The sequence below is a fragment of the Enterobacter sp. HG048 genome, assembly GCF_024702055.1.
GTDB lineage: Bacteria > Pseudomonadota > Gammaproteobacteria > Enterobacterales > Enterobacteriaceae > Enterobacter > Enterobacter dykesii.
The window spans coordinates 247,864-264,027 of sequence record NZ_JANLIZ010000002.1; the positions used below are offsets into that span (position 1 = coordinate 247,864).

Sequence of the window (16,164 nt, forward strand, 5' to 3'; positions counted from 1 at the left end):
ACCCGAATGGCTGAATATATTCTTCAGGAAGCATCCCTTGCTTTACCCGATGTATTTAAAGACAGAACCATGAATTTATTTACCCTGAGTGATAACGGAGCCAGCGAGTTTACTTTTGTTGTTTCTCGTGCGAGTGCTAAAAACGAAGACAAAGTCCATGATGCGGCAACACGGCTGGTACGTGAACTGGAAATTACGGTGCCCGACTTTCGTCTCGAATCCTCTCAGATGACCTCTGTTGATGGTCTCCCGGCGGTTGAGCTTTTTTATCAATTCAAAAATGATAATGCGATCATTTTCCAGAGGCAGACCGTTATTTTGCTCGGTGACCATCCTGGCGGCCAAAAGATGGTGTGTTATATCGGTACTTGCCCGGGCGAGTTTAGCGATTATTATCATAATCAATATCAGGAAATTATCTGCAGTATTAAGTTCCACAAACCGGCTCAGACTGAAACCCGGGAAATGCTTGCTGCCGATAGCCAGGGGCCATTTTTTGCGCTTGATAGTGAGAGTAAGGTATTGAGTGTCTTTGAAAACATTCAAGAACTGTATGGACATCTTTCGCTTCAGCGGGCGAAAGAGGGGCAATATTTGCTTTTTGAAAAGCAGGGTAAACCACTCAGTATTGCACCCGTTCCGGACAGCCAACCTCTTCGTTACGCGCTCTGGACGGCTTCCTCAGACAAATCACATCACTTGCTTTCACAGCTTTCCGTATGCCGCCAGGTCTCTGGTTCTGACCAACTTAATACACCCGATCGGATACGTGGGTATCTGATGGCACAGCGAGCCGAATAGTTATGTCCGAATGTCTGGCCGCTCGCGTAGATGATGAGATTGCTCATACAGCCTCAAAAGGCTGGATGATCGCAGGATTGGTTGGTGGGGCAATTCTGGGTGCAGCTGCCGTAGTCGTCACCGGAGGGACCGCGCTGGTTGCTGTTTCCGCCGTTGCGGCTGGGGCGTGTGCTGCGGGTGGCTTGGGTGAGCTCCTCGGCAGTATGTCATGGGCTCCACGCCATACTACCGGTACGCTAAAAGAAGGTTCACCCAATGTCTTTATCAACAGCCGAAAGGCTATCCGCGCTCATCTGTCAGCCGGAGAGTGTGATGAGCACAGCGGTAGCCTGCAACGGGTTGCGGAAGGTTCGATAAAAGTTTACATCAACAACTTTCCCGCCTCTCGCACGGGCGATAAGTTGACATGCAGCGCTGAGATTAGCCAGGGATCGCGTAATGTTATCATCGGCGGAAGCAAGGTCCAGACCGATGAAATAAGTCCTGAAATCCCGGAATGGGTGAACTGGACGATGCTCGCCGTTGGTGCCGGAGCCATGGCGGTGCTGGCCAGTCCGGCAATCGCACTTCTGAGCACCCTCGGTGCGATGGGCGGTGGGACTATTGGTGGCTACGCGGGTGGAATGCTGTGTGGCGAAGGTAGCGACGGTCAGAAATGGGGGATGTTGATCGGCTCCGTTATCGGCGGCGGGGCTGGCATTAAAGGCGGGGCACGGTTTGATGCGTGGCGGGCTGGTAAGCCTGTTCTCGAACCGGTTAAGCCAAATATTTCGGCCCGAAGAGCTGAACTTAATGAAAAATTTGGACGCACGGGCGATCTCAACAGAGATATTAATATCCGTGCAAATCAAAAAATTGTTGATGATTTTATGCGTTCTCAGGGTGTTGAAGAAAGTAAAATACCAGCTTATCGCAGCGGTATAGATCTTGAGCAGAGAGTGACTATTGAAACAATTAATAAAGGGAAAATAGCTTATCAGAATCAATCCCCGGGGAATTGGCAAGGAAACTGGTATTCACTTGATGAATCGACCCCTGCCACAAAACTTGGAATTAACCCAGAAGGACAGGTCAGGGGTACGGGGTTAATTGTTCCTAAAGAAGTAAAAGCTTATCAGGCGCAACAAAAAGTAGAAATGCTTCGAAGTAGTGCCACACCAGCCTTGGACACGTGGTCTGTACCAGACAAACCTTTCCAGACAGAAGGAGGTGGGATACAATGGTTCACCACTAAGCGTGATATCTGGACTCCATATAATGAATAGCATGACAGCTCTAAATTATGTTGAAAAAGCATTAACTTTAGCAAAGAAGAGATGTGCTGAGGTCAAAAATCTCAATCCTAATTCCCCGCTTTTACAAATGTACGACTCTATTGTGCAACAATTGTTATTTCTACGGGATTTAATCGAAGGCAAGGAAAAGGATAAGGCGAAGTTATGGAAGATGACGTTCGGTATGTATGCAGCGAAGGAGTTTGATAATTCGGATGAGTTGTTTTTTGAAAGGTTGTCGGATGCCTGGTTTATTGTTGATCAAATCCGCCGAGGATTAAAGGTTAGGCTCCCGCATGAGGTTGATGCCAATTACAGAATAAAACAACAAAATCTTAAAATGAAATACCCTGATGAATTTTAGGGTTCATGTTAAATATATTTTATTATTGGTGAATGGTGATTGATTCACATGCTAATTTGAATGTGTTGTTAAAATATGTAGATAGATATCGTAAGTACTTACCTGTTAGCAGTCTTTCAGGTCAGCAGAAAATGCAGTATAAATATAATGATAAACTATTAGAATCATCTTTTGATTGCGATACACAAAAAATAATGGGACTTAACACCATTATGTAACATCTCACTAGCAGAATTGCGAGATCGTGCTGTTAGTGCGCTTATTGGGTTTGGTTTGGCAAAACAGTCTGATGCGAATAGGTTAGATGGATGCCGAAAATGGCATGATATATAAATGTGGAATGTTATGATGCATTGGTTTTTCTTTCTTCTCTTTCTGGTTTGGGCACTAGCGCTTATCTGGAATGGAAAAGATTTGTTCGGCAAAAAACAATGGTTCCTGGCTGGGTTGATGTTCGTTCTGGTGCTACTGGCTACGATCGTTATTGGCTTTACGTTGAAATGGTTCGCTCAGTCAATGTCATTATTCTCCGTCGCAACGGCGAAACAATATTCGATTATCTTTTCCATGTCTTTCCTGTGCGTATGGGGATTGAAAGTTACCGTTGTGCTGCTCTGCACGATCTTTTCCGGGATTACAGGAGGGCACAAAAAATACAATGCTGAAAATTATGAAGCAATATCGTCTATAACACGCGTCGTTGCGCCTGGCTTACTTATCGTTGCTAAAAGCGTCGTTTCCCTGGGTAGCGTCCTTATGTTTTCAGGTTTATGGCTTAAATAAGCACGATTTAAAAAATATCTCAATGAACACCGAGATTAGTCCATAGTGGAATAAAGATTATGCTCAACCGAATTACCGTTCAGCTCCCGGTGGAGGGGCTTCTGTTCTGGAAACTGACGGGCCGCGAGGCGATGTCCGAGTCGTTCGCGCTGACGCTGACCGTGCTCGGCACGGACGCGCGCATCGACCGCAGCAAGCTGCTGGGCCAGCCGGTCACGGTGACCATCCCGACGCAGAGCCTGCTGACGTCCCGCTATGTTAACGGCAAGATTACCCGCGTGGCGGTCAGCGCCGTTGAGCTGACGGGCACCCGCTATGCGGTGTACCAGCTGACGGTGGAGCCGGACCTGTGGCCGATGAAGCGCGACCGTAACCTGCGCATCTTCCAGGGGCAGACGGTGCCGCAGATTGTCAAAATCCTGCTGGGCGAGCATCAGGTTAACGTTGAGGACAAACTCACCGGCAGCTACCGGGTGTGGGACTACTGCGTGCAGTATCAGGAGTCGAGCCTGGACTTCATCAGCCGCCTGATGGAGCTGGAGGGGATTGCGTATCACTTCCGCCACGAGGCGGACAAGCACACCCTGGTACTCACCGACGCCGCGACGCAGCATCAGCCGTTCAGCGGCTATGAGGTCATTCCTTACCACCAGACGCCGTCAGGAGGCAGTACGGACGAAGAGGGCATCAGCCAGTGGGCGCTGGAGGACAGCGTGACGCCGGGGATTTACAGCCTCGACGACTATGACTTCCGCAAGCCGAACGCGTGGCTGTTCCAGGCCCAGCAGAACCCGGCGTCGCCGAAGCCGGGCAGCATTGACGTGTACGACTGGCCGGGCCGCTTTGTGGACAAAGGGCACGGGGAGTTCTATGCCCGCATCCGTCAGGAGCGCTGGCAGGTTGAACATCAGCAGATTCAGGCCACCGCGACGGCGGCAGGGATTGCGCCCGGGCACACCTTCACGTTAACCAACGCGCCGTTCTTCAGCGACAACGGGGAGTATCTGGTGACGGCGGCGGGTTACCACTTCGAAGAGAACCGCTACGCCAGCGGCGAGGGGGAAACCCTTCACCGCACCGATTTTACGGTCATCCCGTCGGCGGTGGTCTACCGCCCGGCGCAGTCCACGGCGTGGCCGCGCACCTACGGCCCGCAGACCGCGAAGGTGGTGGGCCCGAACGGCGAGAGTATCTGGACGGACAAATACGGTCGCGTGAAGGTCAAGTTCCACTGGGACCGCCTGGCGAAGGGCGATGACACCAGCTCCTGCTGGGTGCGCGTGTCGAGCGCGTGGGCGGGCCAGGGCTACGGCGGGGTGCAGATCCCGCGCGTCGGCGATGAGGTGGTGGTGGACTTTATCAACGGCGACCCGGATCGTCCGATTATTACCGGCCGCGTGTACAACGACGCGAGCATGCCGCCGTGGGCGCTGCCGGCCGCGGCGACGCAGATGGGCTTTATGAGCCGCACGAAAGACGGTTCCGTCGACAATGCCAACGCCCTGCGGTTTGAGGATAAAGCGGGCGCAGAGCAGGTGTGGATCCAGGCCGAGCGCAACATGGACACCAGCGTTAAAAACGATGAAACGCACAGCGTCGGCGGGGCGCGCAGCCATTACGTGAAGAAAAATGAACTCCATCGCGTGGAAGCGAACCATACTCAGGCCGTGAAGGGTGGCACCGAGATCCTGACGGGTAAAGGCAAGCTGGATGCGGCGGTGGAGCAGTACATCATTGCTTCCGGGACGAAGCTGCGGCTGGTCTCTGGTGAGAGCGCCATTGAGCTGAATGCTAACGGCAAGATTAACCTGATCGGCAAAGAGTTTAACTTCTTCGTGGAAGGGGATGGTTATATCACCACGGGCGGTAAGCTGCATCTGAATACCTCTGGTACAAAACCGGGCACCACGGCGCCGGGTTCCGGACATAAAGGGGATATTGATGCGGCGGTGCAGGCGAAATTTACGGCCAAAGATGAGTAAAGCAGGTGCGGTGCTTATCGCGTTACTAACGACGGGAATGGCTGGAGGAGATGCGCAGAAAAAGGATCTTTGGATGTTCATTTCCGGGATGAGTGCATCGCTTAAGACGTTATCCGTTACAACCCTTAGTAATGCGCCGTTATCGTTTAAAATGACCAGGCAAAATGAATATATCAATTTCTACAATGCCGACGATATCAAACTCGCTGATGGAACGAACATAACCGCAATTGGGTTACGTTTAAGCAATGATAACGATGGCATGGCGCCTTTACTGAATTTTTCATCCTCAGGTCAATGCATAACGCTTGATACCGTTAAAAAGCGCTATCCGCAGCTGAGGTTAACTGATTATCCGCGCGGCCATTCGGAGAACGAAGTGACCAGCTATACAGCCCGAAAAGATATGAATGGACAAAATGTGAGTTTCAGTTTCACCGTGAAAAATCCTCACTGTCTGGGTTCAGTCATCATTAGCGCCGACTAAGAAATACATGCCCTCATGTCCTGACGGTTTCTTCAGGGTGATAATTGCCATACACATTCAATAAATGACGATTAACGTGAAAAAACATACGCCAATATTTCTTTGTTCGGTCCTGATGTTTACCTGTCCTGGCAACAATGTGGTTTTCGCTCAAGGTAAGCCATCCATTCTGACTAAACAGGATTTTTCCGTACAGATCAAAGACCAGCCTGTCGCCCTGGGCGACAGATGGACGTCTGATATTGCCCGTAAAATTGACGTGCCGGTGGAAGGCAGTTTTACCGGTGAGGTTCCTTTTGATGGAGTCCAATATAAATTCTTTCAGCATCAAAACGCTGGAGTAGAAATATTCACTTCCAATCTCTGGTGGGATAAAGCGGAAAGAAGCGTTGATGATTATATCGTGTCTCAAATTACACTGACTGCTGAAGACTTCGCAACGCCGCGTGGTGTCCATGTGGGTTCAACGAGACAGGAACTGAACAGCGCATACGGTACCGGTCAGGTCGACAATGATGCGGGGGAGCAGTGGATTACCTACGAATTGGATAAAAAACTGCTCTCTTTTGAGATAAAAGGCGGCAACGTTATAAAAATAACGATGAATTACAATAACGATTCTCAAGAATAATTTATGACCAAGAAATATCTGGCAGCCGTATTGTTCACCGCTTTATGGACAGGCGTCTTTGAAACGTCATCGGCGCTTGTATTATCGTAATACAATAAGCTCGATACGGTTAGCCGCATCGTTAACGACAGCGAAGTGACAGATAATCTCAGGGCGTTGCTGGGAAATCATTACCAGACCTTTATTGATAACTTTGATGTCTTTGGTGAACCGCATACCACCACAGGTGGCGGATTGTTTGTTGAAGGCTGGCTAAAGGATCTCTACCAGGAGAATGCGTCCGCGCTGGTCATCAATCCTGACGGCAAAATCTTTGCGGCCTGGGTGGTTCCGGAGTCGGACGTTATTCATTACCAGTCTTCTGATAATAGCCCGGTTATAAATGCCGATATTCAGCAGTGGGCCGCCAGATTCAATGCGATGCATTTTGCAACGAACAGCCAGTCAGGCCTAGCGTTTGACGGGGAGTGGGCTGGAGAATTCGGGAGCGACTCGACGTTAACCCTGCGGTTAGCTGAATCAGGCAACCGTATCACCGGGTCTTATTGCTATATCTCCAGAGAGGAAACCGCATAGATTGCCCGAAAGATGATGAGCGTAATCTTACCGGTACGATCGATGGCAATCGTGCCAATATTGAATTCAACTCATCGTTTGGCGGCACAGGCGGACGTGCTGTTCTGGAAATAAAGGGGAGTGAAATGGAATGGCGTTTAGCTACTCCTCCTCAAAATGGAAATTATTATGCTCCGCAGCGTTATACGTTACGTAAAGCCGCTTCGGTTCATAACGCTGAAACCAGAAAACTGGATACCGAAAAGTTCGCTATTTCGCTGATAAACAGGTGCGGCCATTTCGATAGCGAATGTGATCAGATGGTTTATCTCGGCGTGCGCAAAAGTGATAACAGTACGATCTCCTTAAAGGGAAAAACATTGCACGACTCCGCAGGTAAAATAATCGGCTCAACGTACAAGAATGGCGAGATCGTTTATACCGTGGCTTATGCACCCGCGAAATTGGTTGTCAGCAAAGGCAGCCAGGTTTTAGTCGAACAGTCAGGTCAATGGCGTAAATAATAAAACAGCCAGCCAAAGGGCCAGCATGGATTGGCCTTTTTGTTTCTCACAATATTAATCATCCCGAGTTCACTTATGAAATACACCCTCCAGGAAGGTTCGTTTTCCCTTTTTCCTGCTGCCTGGCAGGATAACAGCATGAATATTATTCGCGATGACGAAAGCGGGCTGTCCGTGGTGGTCAGTCGCGGCGTTATCCCCGATGGCAGCGACTATGAACAAGAGTTCCACCGCCAGTGGGATGTGCTGCGTCCGCAGATGGGCGAAATTGCCCAGAGCGAATTCCGGAACGTAAAAGCCGGGCCTGACGGAAAAATTAACGGGCTGGAAGTTGAGACCACCTTTGACCGTAACGGGCAGCGCCTGTGGCAAAAACAGCTGGCCGTGCAGACGCCGTGCAAACCGGTATTGATGATTTTTACCCTCTCGGCACTCAGAGCCTTTACCGAAGAGGACGAGGTGCGCTGGAGCGCGCTTAAGCAGAGTCTGACGCTAAACGACCACCGGAATGTGTAAGGCATGAGCGATAACAACGCGGCCCGAAAGGGCGACGAGATTATTCACTCCAGCATTTTTGCTGACATCACCAGCATTGTGGCGGAAGGTGCCGCCTATGCGGTGATCGGCGCGGCGGTAGGCGCAGCAGCAACCGTAGCGGCGCCATTGCTGGGCGCAGGGGCGGCCGCAGCGGGCGTGGCGGCAATTGGATCCAGCTGTCTGTTAAGCGGGATTATCGGTGGCGTGCTGGCGAACGTGGCGGGGATCACCGACGATATCAGCAACGCCGCTGAGGGGTTAGGCAATGCGCTTTTCCCGCCGTCGCCTGCGGGTAAAATCACTACCGGTTCCAGTAACGTTCTCACCAACGCAATCCCCGCCGCGCGGGCGGCAGGCACGCTGACGCCCGCCGATACGCCGTCTCCTGAGCCGCAGTCGCCGGGCAGCTTTGCCGATTACGCGGGCATGCTGCTTTCCGCCGCTGGACAGTTTGGCAGCGAAATGTGGCAGCCGAGCGTGGCCTCTGCCGCTGCGGGAACCTCGCCGCTGGAAGAAGACAAGGTGGCGTGCGAAAAGCACTCCGGGCCGCAGTATCTGGCGGAAGGCTCTAAAAGCGTCTTTATCAACGGGCAGCCCGCGGTGCGTGCGAAAGATCGCACCACCTGCGAGGGCACCGTTTCCGACGACGTCTCCCCGAACGTGATCATCGGCGGGGACACGCTCACGGTCCGCGATATCAAAAGCGGTAAAATGCCGGGTCTGGCGCTGGGGATGATTGCGCTCTCCCTGCTCCGCGGGCGTCCGGGCAAGATCCTGAAAAACATGCCCTGTGCGCTGGCGGCAGCCGGCGGCGGGATGCTGGCCGATATGGCGGTGAATGCCGTGTTTGGCTCCTCGCACCCGGTTCACGCCGCCACCGGCGTGAAGGTGCTGAATGACGACGACGAGCTCGATTTCTCGCTGCCGGGGCGCTTCCCGCTTCGCTGGCAGCGCAGCTACAACAGCCTGACCACCCGCGAAGGGCTGTTCGGCCTGGGCTGGGCAACGACCTTTGACAGCTATCTGGCTCTGGAAGAAGACAACGCCACCTGGTTCGACGAGACCGGGCGCGAGCTGAGCTTCGAGCTACCGCCGGTCGACCGCGCGTTTTACAGCATCAGCGAAGGCATCATTATCCGCCGTAATGAGAACGGCGACGTGGCGATTGCCGACGATGACGGCGCGGTGTGGCGTTTGTATAAACCGACCCGGGCGAATCCATCCATCCTGCGTCTGGCCTCTCTCAGCGACGAATACGGTAACGCGCTGCTGACGGAGTGGGACGAGCACGGCAGACTGGTCGGTCTTCACGACGAGCCGCGGGCAATCGACGTCACCCTGCGCTATGACGACGAACGTTTCCCGCAGCGCGTGACCGCTGCCAGCCATTTCGACGGCAGCCAAACCTGGCCGCTGATGAAGTGGGGCTACGACGCGCGCGGCCAGCTGGCGAGCGCGACGGATGCCTCCGGCGTGGTGACGCGTGAATACCGCTATAACGAGCACGGGCTGATGGTCTGGCACCGGATGCCGGGCGGTCTGGAGAGCGAATACCGCTGGAAAAAATTCGACCACTGGCGCGTGGTGGAAAACCGCACCAGCACCGGTGACGGCTGCCGCTTTAGCTACGATTTAGCCGCCGGGCTGACGACCGTTGAGCACTACGACGGTCAAACGCGCCGCCACTACTGGAACGCGCAAAATCTGATTGTCCGCTACGTTGACGAGCGCGGTGAAAACTGGCGCTACGAGTGGGACGAGAACGAGCTTCTGACGCGCCGCATCGATCCGCTCGGCAATGCCGTTACCTTCGTCTACGACGAAATGGGCAACCGGGTGCAGGAGATCGACGCCGACGGCAATACCCGCACCACCGCCTGGCTGGAGCACCGCGCGCTTCCTGCGGCCATTATCGAAGCCGACGGCAGCGCCACCCGGTTCTGGTACGACGAACATCACGGGCTGAAGCGCGTGGTGGATCCGATGGGGCAGACCACGCATCTGCGCCGGGACGCGTTCGGCCAGGTCGTTGAAGAGGTCGATGCCGCCGGAAACAGCCGCTACCAGGAGTACAACGAGGCCGGGCAGATCGTTCGTTCGACGGACTGTTCCGGGCGTATTACCCGCTACCGCTACCATCCGCTGGGCTGGCTGGTGGCCGAGACTGGCGCCGACGGGGAAGAGACGCGATATCGCTACGACGCTGCAGGGCGTCCGGTGCAGCTCGATCGCCCGGAAGGCTGGACGGAATCGCTCAAATGGAACGAACGTGGCCTGCCGGTGAAGCATGCGGGCGCCGACGGTAAAGAGAGTGAGTTCAGATACGATGAGGCAGGGCGCTTAACCGCCACCCGTAATACGCAGGGTGAAGAGGTACGCCGCCGCTGGGACAGCCGCGGGCGTCTGATTGCCCTGGAAAACGAAAACGGCGAAGCATATCAGTTCCGCTGGGGCGCGGACTCGCTGCTGCTGGAAGAGGTGGGGCTCGATGGCTTAGCCTCGCAGTATCGCTACGACGCCTGCGGGCGCACGATAGCGCGCACGTTCGCCGCCGGTCATCCGGAGGCCATCACCCACGCCTTCGCCTGGAGCGCGAGCGGCCAGCTGGTCGCCCGCACCACGCCGGAGGGGCAGACCCGCTATCACTACACGCCGTCCGGGCTGTTAAGCCGGATTGGGCTGCATCCTGCGCTTGCAGCCGACGCGTGGACCACCGAAGCAGAGCAGGAGCTCGCCTTTGAGTATGACGCGCTCGGTCGCGTCACGCGCGAAGCGGGCGAGCACGGCGAGCTGGCGTGGGAGTATGACGCGCTGGGCAACCGGACCTCTATTACGCTGCCCGACGGCCGCGAGCTGAAGCAGTTTTACTACGGCAGCGGGCATCTGCTCAGCATTGCTCTGGATAAGCTGTCGGTCTCCGATTTTACCCGCGACGAACTCCACCGCGAGACCAGCCGCACTCAGGGGCTGCTGACCACCCGCAGCGAATACGATCGTCTTGGCCGACTGCATCGCCGGGACGTCTTTACCGGCAACGCCCAGCGCCCGTCGCCGCGCCGCTGGTCCCGCCGCTGGGATTACGACTATCGCAATAACCTGGTGCGGGAAGAGCGGGACGATAACCCGTTCAGCTGGTACCGCTGGCAGTACGACAGCGCGGGGCGCCTGCTCGTTCAGGACGGCACGCTGCCTGGCCAGGAGCAGTGGCGCTGGGATGCTGCAGGTAACCCTCTCGAAGGATCTGCTGAGAAGGTCACGCACAACCGCCTGACGCAGCTGAACGGCATTCGCTGGCGCTATGACATCCACGGCCGCACCGTGGAGAAAGATAACGGCCAGACCCGCTGGCACTACCGCTACGACGGCGAACATCGCCTGACGGAGGACATCAGCCAGCCGCGGGACCGCAATAAACCGCAGACGCAGGTCAGCTTCCGCTACGATCCGCTCGGGCGACGCATCAGCAAAACGCGACGCCAGATGCTGGGCGGACAGCCAACCGGTAAGCCGGTCACCACCCAGTTTGTCTGGGAAGGGTTCCGTCTGCTGCAGGAGGTGCACGGGGATGTGCCGCTGACCTACGTCTACAGCGATCAGGACAGCTACGATCCGCTGGCACGTATTGATGGCGTTGATGCTCCGGAGATATTCTGGTTCCACTGCCAGCCCAACGGCACGCCGGAGCGGATGACGGATATCGAAGGGCAGGTGCGCTGGGAAGGGTTCAACAGCGCCTGGGGCAAGCTGCTGCGGGAAAGCGAGACGCAGTTATCAGGATATTCTCAGAACCTGCGCGTGCAGGGGCAATACCTGGACCGTGAGACAGGGCTGCACTACAATCTGTTCCGGTATTATGATCCGGACTGCGGACGGTTTACGCAGCAGGACCCGATAGGGCTGGCGGGGGGGATAAACCTTTACCAGTATGCGCCAAACCCTCTCAAATATATTGACCCGCTTGGATTATGTAAAGCTGAAAGAGCAAGAGCGCGCCAAGCTAAAATGCTAAAAGATGATGTAGGATATAATATTATTCCAAAAAGTTGGGACCAATATCCTGCAATCGGTCGAGATGGTACATTTATTACAGACAAAAAAGGGGCCTTGAAATATTTTAATGGTATTGAAGACGGAGATGTAACTATATCTAAATCTCTTGCTTCAAAAATTGAAAAAGACATGGGTTTATATCCGGGGTCTTTAAATGAAGGATTTAATATAAGAAAAATTGGCGGTATCTCTAATATGCAGCCGCGGAGCCCATTAAGTGGTAATGATTATTTCTTAGGTCCGGGCCAACATTTACCTGGCGGGGCTCCAGAAATGGTGATAAATTCCGTACCAACATCAACTCCAGTAGCCATAAGGGTGAGTATAAATTGAATAAGATGCCAGATAATTCGATTATTGTTATTGATGTGGCTGGGGCTAGTGTAAAAATACGTGCCCTGGGACGGGAGTTAATTAGGAAAATGCAGGCGATAGGTTTTTCATTAAAAGATGAGTTTATGGTTTTGCCTGTAATTGACGACCAGGATAAGCAAAGGATAATAAGACTGTTAGTTGACGAAGGAGCTCTTTTTTTATTTGGATATGGTTGGTATCCATCCGAAGTAATGGAGTATTACAAAGAGCAAAACATCAACTTTGGTAAATATAAGGTTATATATTGGACTGATAAAGATACATACCATATAGAGGAAAGATAATTTATCGTAAAATAAACGTTGGAGGTCACTTATCAACCATTTTATGGTCTTCTAAGTACAGAGCCAAAGTTATTTTTGTTTCACCGGCTGAAGGCGCTTTTTTACTTAAAATCCAACTAGTCAAAGGAAGTAGTTGTTGTATGTGGTTTCACAGTTTAACAAACTGGCTAGTATGATTGGTTTTATTTCTATGATATGGATCATAACGTGTTGTCTCGATGAGAACCTGCGTACCGAATTCACTTTTAACAATAAAAAATATAACAACTACAATGCCTAAAATGGCTTACGCAGAGGGGCATTATTGATAAATGTGGGAGTCTTCGCTGACCGGTAGAGCGTTTACGCCAGCATCAGGATCCGAGGCGGGGGGATAAACCTTTACCAGTATGCGCCGAATGCGTTGGGGTGGGTGGATCATTGGGGGTTGAGCCGTGAGTGTAGCGGTAAAACGAAACCTGATTTCTATGTTGGTCCAGCGGGGCCAAGCGCTACAATGCCATCTACAGCCTATCGCTATATGAGGTATCTTGAGGATGACGGTTCGATTAACGCATGGGTGCCTAAAACATTTGAATCCAAATCCGCCCCAGTCACTTATTTTGGTTTTGATAAATTAGACTCCGGTCGCATAGTAAGAGATGCATTCCAGATCAAAGGAGCAGATAAATTGAATCCACTTGATCCTTTGGATAAATCATTGAGTGATGGACGTCTTAGAGCTGAGTTTGATACGCTTCAATTATATGAAAATGGTGTTCCGCAAGTGCGAACCCCGAGAATGTTCGGTGATAGACCTGGAGCACCACTTGAACCGTTTACTAAGGCATACCCTGAATACGGCCAAGGTAATCTTCAACAGCTGCATGCTGAAAATAGAGTTATTAATTTCGACAAGATTGATATTCTGCCAAAGGAACCATGATAAATTTACAATCTTATAATGAAGTGTTAGATTTCCTGGAGCTATTTTTTCAAAAATATATTCTTGATTATAATTGCCTGCAGGATATGCAATCTATTTTAGATGATTGTCGTAAAGATAAAATGGTGGCTATTCGAGCTATAGACTCATTTTTTATGAAATATAGGCGAAAAACTCAAGATTATAGAATCCCTACTCATGAGGAACAGGAAATATGGAAGCAGTTGTTCAATGTATGGCAATAAAATATTAAATAAATAAATGGCAAGATGGTTTTTATTTAATATTACGTATTATTTTACTAAGGTTATACTACTACCATCGGTATCAGGAGATAATATTTTTTATGTGTTAGTATAATTCCGTAGTAAAAGCGATGACAGAAGAAGAGTTACGAAAAATCTTGTTTTTTTAATAAAAATATGTTCAGGAAAGTCAACAGGAAGCATTTCATGATGACTTATCAAAGCCTGATGTGCCAGTGAAAGGTATTTTAGCTGATTTTAATAAAGTCAAAATAAGAACCGTTGATGAAGCGGATGGAGATTTGATACGTGATATTTACTTTTATATTTGCTAACAAATAGTTATGCGGGGAATTAATTTTTTCCAGGTTGTTTAATATGTTTGTTTTTTATGGAGGGTGAACAGGTTGATGCATGGGGAAGGGTAAATGACTCTTGACTCGTCCCAATCCTTACCCTCTTCTATGAGGGATATTAGAAATATATTAATTACCGATTTTATTTTATATATCACGCATTACGCTGATTTCCTTCTTTTAACTTTACTCAAAACCTGTTCGCCGCTGATGATAATCCGTTCGAAGGGGCGATTGAGAAAATTACCCATAACCGCCTGCTGCAGGAGGTGCACGGGGACGTGCCGATTACCTAAGTATACTGCGACCAGACAGTGATGGCCCGCTGGCACAGACTGACGACGTTAATGCCCCAGAGATCTTCTGGTTCCACTGCCAGCCCAACGGCACGCCCGAGCTGATAGTGTATATCGAAGGGAGATGCGCTGGGAGGGATGAACAGAGCCTGAGGTAAGCTGCTGCTGGAAAGCTAGACGCAGCTATCAGGATATCCCCAGAATTGAATGTGCCAAACAAATCAGTGTATGAAGTCAGGAATGCCTATCATGAATTACGATTCATATAATGAAGTACTCGATTATCTCAGTTTTTTTTCAACGAAAGAGTGGATTCATCAATTTATTTAGAAAAACTCATGACTTTGATTGAAGGATCTCGCTCTGAAAAAACGGTGATAATAAGAGCTATTTATGAAACGTACATGCAGTATGTAAAACAAAATAGAGATGGCATAAAAGTTATAGCTGGGGAAAAAGAAATGTGGATTGACTTACTGTACCATTGGCAATAAGACTTTATTGTTGTGCGGATGTCATTGTAAATTATTATAATAAATGTAATTTGCACACGGAAAATTCTCCTCATATGGATGTTATCATGTTGAGTCGATTATATCATTAAGATCTTGTCACACAATCAAAAGTAAAGCAGGGCAACATGATTGAATTAAAATTTAAACCGATTACAGGTGAACTAAATCTTGATGATCTATCTTTGGAAATTGATACTGAAGAAGGCTTTTGTAAGTGTGATTTATACCGCGAATTAGCAAAACACAAAGCTGTAAAGAAAACCATGCCAAATCACTACCTTGTTGACTCAGTAGCGTTTTTCGACAAAAGATTTCAAGTTAATATACGCCCAGTGTGCTATGGTTTTCCTTTTATGCTTCATCTTGTTGATAAAAACAGTCAATACTATAACGCATTAAATGATTGGAACGCTCGAACTAATATTCACATGCTAAATGAATCAGTGAAAAGCCTGTCTGATTGGCTGAAAGAATCACTAAACCTGGACACGCCTGATACCACGGAAAAAGACATCATTAGGTGGAACTTTGAGTGGGGGCGGGTTTCAGTCTCATATGAGACAAAGTCATTTAATCATGGGATATATATAGTTTGGAATATAACGTAGTCACTTCCAGGCAAGGTTGTTTAGATATGTTAGAAATGAAACTTGATGTTCGTACTGGATTTGTAGCAATTAACAACTACCCAATCGAATTAAAAGATGTTGATACTTTTAAAAATTCCGCATTTTACAAGTTTTTCTCACCATTGACTAAAATAGGTTCTTTTTATTTCGCTATCGATAATATTAAATGGAAAGATCAAATTTTCATTTTGGAACTAAGGCCTTCAGCATTTTCTTTTACCCCATCATTATTCCTTACTAGTAAGGATGGAAGTTTTTATAAAACGCTAAATGATTGGGATAAAAGGGCAAGCCTGAGTAATTTATCGGATGAGCAGCAGCGTTTGACAGCATGGGTTGAGAGTGAAATAATCTCAAAGCCTAAGCTTAAAATTACCAATCCCCCATATGGATTTCAATGGGCGCATGAATGGGGAAGTATTGTTGTACAGTCTAATGAAAAAAGCTTCGATTGTGGTATTTATATCGAATGGAATGTTTAACATAAATAATGTTATTAATTAATAAAATCCCTCGTTTTCTTCTCGCCTTACTTTTTCTATTAATAACTT

The 16,164-nt window shown here is 50.0% G+C and carries 15 protein-coding genes and 2 pseudogenes; all 17 read left to right on the forward strand.

Translation table 11 applies throughout. From position 1 onward, the window contains the following. Positions 1–6 precede the first annotated feature (6 nt). The 17 genes and pseudogenes from NUX24_RS04490 (at position 7) to NUX24_RS04560 (ending at position 16,095) form a co-directional block, all read left to right on the forward strand. Positions 7–801, forward strand: coding sequence for a DcrB-related protein (locus tag NUX24_RS04490; RefSeq protein WP_257830097.1), 795 nt, complete (start codon positions 7–9; stop codon positions 799–801). Between the two features lie 2 nt (positions 802–803). Then, positions 804–2,066, forward strand: coding sequence for a polymorphic toxin type 46 domain-containing protein (locus tag NUX24_RS04495; RefSeq protein ID WP_257830098.1), 1,263 nt, complete (start codon positions 804–806; stop codon positions 2,064–2,066). Next, positions 2,059–2,439: an immunity protein Tsi6 family protein gene (locus NUX24_RS04500; RefSeq protein ID WP_257830099.1), complete on the forward strand. Its 381-nt coding sequence runs from the start codon at positions 2,059–2,061 to the stop codon at positions 2,437–2,439. The genes NUX24_RS04495 and NUX24_RS04500 overlap by 8 nt, the downstream gene beginning before the upstream one ends. A gap of 345 nt (positions 2,440–2,784) precedes the next feature. Continuing rightward, the gene (locus tag NUX24_RS04505; protein ID WP_257830100.1) at positions 2,785–3,222 is read left to right on the forward strand and encodes a hypothetical protein; all 438 of its coding nucleotides are present in this window, start codon (positions 2,785–2,787) and stop codon (positions 3,220–3,222) included. A 59-nt stretch (positions 3,223–3,281) separates the two neighbouring features. Further along, entirely contained in the window at positions 3,282–5,204 is a 1,923-nt protein-coding gene (locus tag NUX24_RS04510) for a type VI secretion system Vgr family protein (RefSeq protein WP_257830101.1), read from the forward strand. Next, positions 5,197–5,691: a hypothetical protein gene (locus NUX24_RS04515; RefSeq protein WP_257830102.1), complete on the forward strand. Its 495-nt coding sequence runs from the start codon at positions 5,197–5,199 to the stop codon at positions 5,689–5,691. The genes NUX24_RS04510 and NUX24_RS04515 overlap by 8 nt, the downstream gene beginning before the upstream one ends. A 76-nt stretch (positions 5,692–5,767) precedes the next feature. Further along, positions 5,768–6,322: a hypothetical protein gene (locus tag NUX24_RS04520; RefSeq protein ID WP_257830103.1), complete on the forward strand. Its 555-nt coding sequence runs from the start codon at positions 5,768–5,770 to the stop codon at positions 6,320–6,322. A 135-nt stretch (positions 6,323–6,457) separates the two neighbouring features. Then, the gene (locus NUX24_RS04525) at positions 6,458–6,898 is read left to right on the forward strand and encodes a hypothetical protein (protein ID WP_257830104.1); all 441 of its coding nucleotides are present in this window, start codon (positions 6,458–6,460) and stop codon (positions 6,896–6,898) included. Positions 6,899–7,023: 125 nt separating this feature from the next. After that, positions 7,024–7,401: a hypothetical protein gene (locus NUX24_RS04530; RefSeq protein WP_257830105.1), complete on the forward strand. Its 378-nt coding sequence runs from the start codon at positions 7,024–7,026 to the stop codon at positions 7,399–7,401. Positions 7,402–7,476: 75 nt separating this feature from the next. Next, positions 7,477–7,917 (forward strand): DUF1795 domain-containing protein, encoded by a 441-nt coding sequence (locus NUX24_RS04535; RefSeq protein WP_257830106.1) that lies wholly within the window; start codon positions 7,477–7,479, stop codon positions 7,915–7,917. A 3-nt stretch (positions 7,918–7,920) separates the two neighbouring features. Then, positions 7,921–12,321, forward strand: a complete 4,401-nt coding sequence (locus NUX24_RS04540; protein ID WP_257830107.1) for an RHS repeat-associated core domain-containing protein — start codon at positions 7,921–7,923, stop codon at positions 12,319–12,321. Between the two features lie 5 nt (positions 12,322–12,326). Continuing rightward, positions 12,327–12,647, forward strand: a complete 321-nt coding sequence (locus tag NUX24_RS04545) for a hypothetical protein (protein WP_257830177.1) — start codon at positions 12,327–12,329, stop codon at positions 12,645–12,647. A 367-nt stretch (positions 12,648–13,014) separates the two neighbouring features. Further along, positions 13,015–13,083: pseudogene (locus NUX24_RS21890) on the forward strand (type IV secretion protein Rhs); the annotation flags it as partial. A gap of 60 nt (positions 13,084–13,143) precedes the next feature. After that, complete coding sequence (locus NUX24_RS04550) at positions 13,144–13,572, forward strand: hypothetical protein (RefSeq protein ID WP_257830108.1); 429 nt, start codon at positions 13,144–13,146, stop codon at positions 13,570–13,572. Positions 13,573–14,427: 855 nt separating this feature from the next. Next, a pseudogene (locus NUX24_RS21895) lies at positions 14,428–14,643 on the forward strand (RHS protein); the annotation flags it as partial. 466 nt (positions 14,644–15,109) lie between these two features. Further along, positions 15,110–15,592 (forward strand): hypothetical protein, encoded by a 483-nt coding sequence (locus tag NUX24_RS04555; RefSeq protein ID WP_257830109.1) that lies wholly within the window; start codon positions 15,110–15,112, stop codon positions 15,590–15,592. A gap of 26 nt (positions 15,593–15,618) precedes the next feature. Further along, positions 15,619–16,095, forward strand: a complete 477-nt coding sequence (locus NUX24_RS04560; protein WP_257830110.1) for a hypothetical protein — start codon at positions 15,619–15,621, stop codon at positions 16,093–16,095. Positions 16,096–16,164 lie beyond the last annotated feature (69 nt).

Bases quoted from the DNA above. Each gene is read 5' to 3' on its own strand.
- NUX24_RS04490 (WP_257830097.1), top strand. From the start codon at position 7: ATGGCTGAATATATTCTTCAGGAAGCATCCCTTGCTTTACCCGATGTA.
- NUX24_RS04495 (WP_257830098.1), top strand. From the start codon at position 804: ATGTCCGAATGTCTGGCCGCTCGCGTAGATGATGAGATTGCTCATACA.
- NUX24_RS04500 (WP_257830099.1), top strand. From the start codon at position 2,059: ATGAATAGCATGACAGCTCTAAATTATGTTGAAAAAGCATTAACTTTA.
- NUX24_RS04505 (WP_257830100.1), top strand. From the start codon at position 2,785: ATGATGCATTGGTTTTTCTTTCTTCTCTTTCTGGTTTGGGCACTAGCG.
- NUX24_RS04510 (WP_257830101.1), top strand. From the start codon at position 3,282: ATGCTCAACCGAATTACCGTTCAGCTCCCGGTGGAGGGGCTTCTGTTC.
- NUX24_RS04515 (WP_257830102.1), top strand. From the start codon at position 5,197: ATGAGTAAAGCAGGTGCGGTGCTTATCGCGTTACTAACGACGGGAATG.
- NUX24_RS04530 (WP_257830105.1), top strand. From the start codon at position 7,024: ATGGAATGGCGTTTAGCTACTCCTCCTCAAAATGGAAATTATTATGCT.
- NUX24_RS04535 (WP_257830106.1), top strand. From the start codon at position 7,477: ATGAAATACACCCTCCAGGAAGGTTCGTTTTCCCTTTTTCCTGCTGCC.
- NUX24_RS04540 (WP_257830107.1), top strand. From the start codon at position 7,921: ATGAGCGATAACAACGCGGCCCGAAAGGGCGACGAGATTATTCACTCC.
- NUX24_RS04545 (WP_257830177.1), top strand. From the start codon at position 12,327: ATGCCAGATAATTCGATTATTGTTATTGATGTGGCTGGGGCTAGTGTA.
- NUX24_RS04550 (WP_257830108.1), top strand. From the start codon at position 13,144: ATGCCATCTACAGCCTATCGCTATATGAGGTATCTTGAGGATGACGGT.
- NUX24_RS04555 (WP_257830109.1), top strand. From the start codon at position 15,110: ATGATTGAATTAAAATTTAAACCGATTACAGGTGAACTAAATCTTGAT.
- NUX24_RS04560 (WP_257830110.1), top strand. From the start codon at position 15,619: ATGTTAGAAATGAAACTTGATGTTCGTACTGGATTTGTAGCAATTAAC.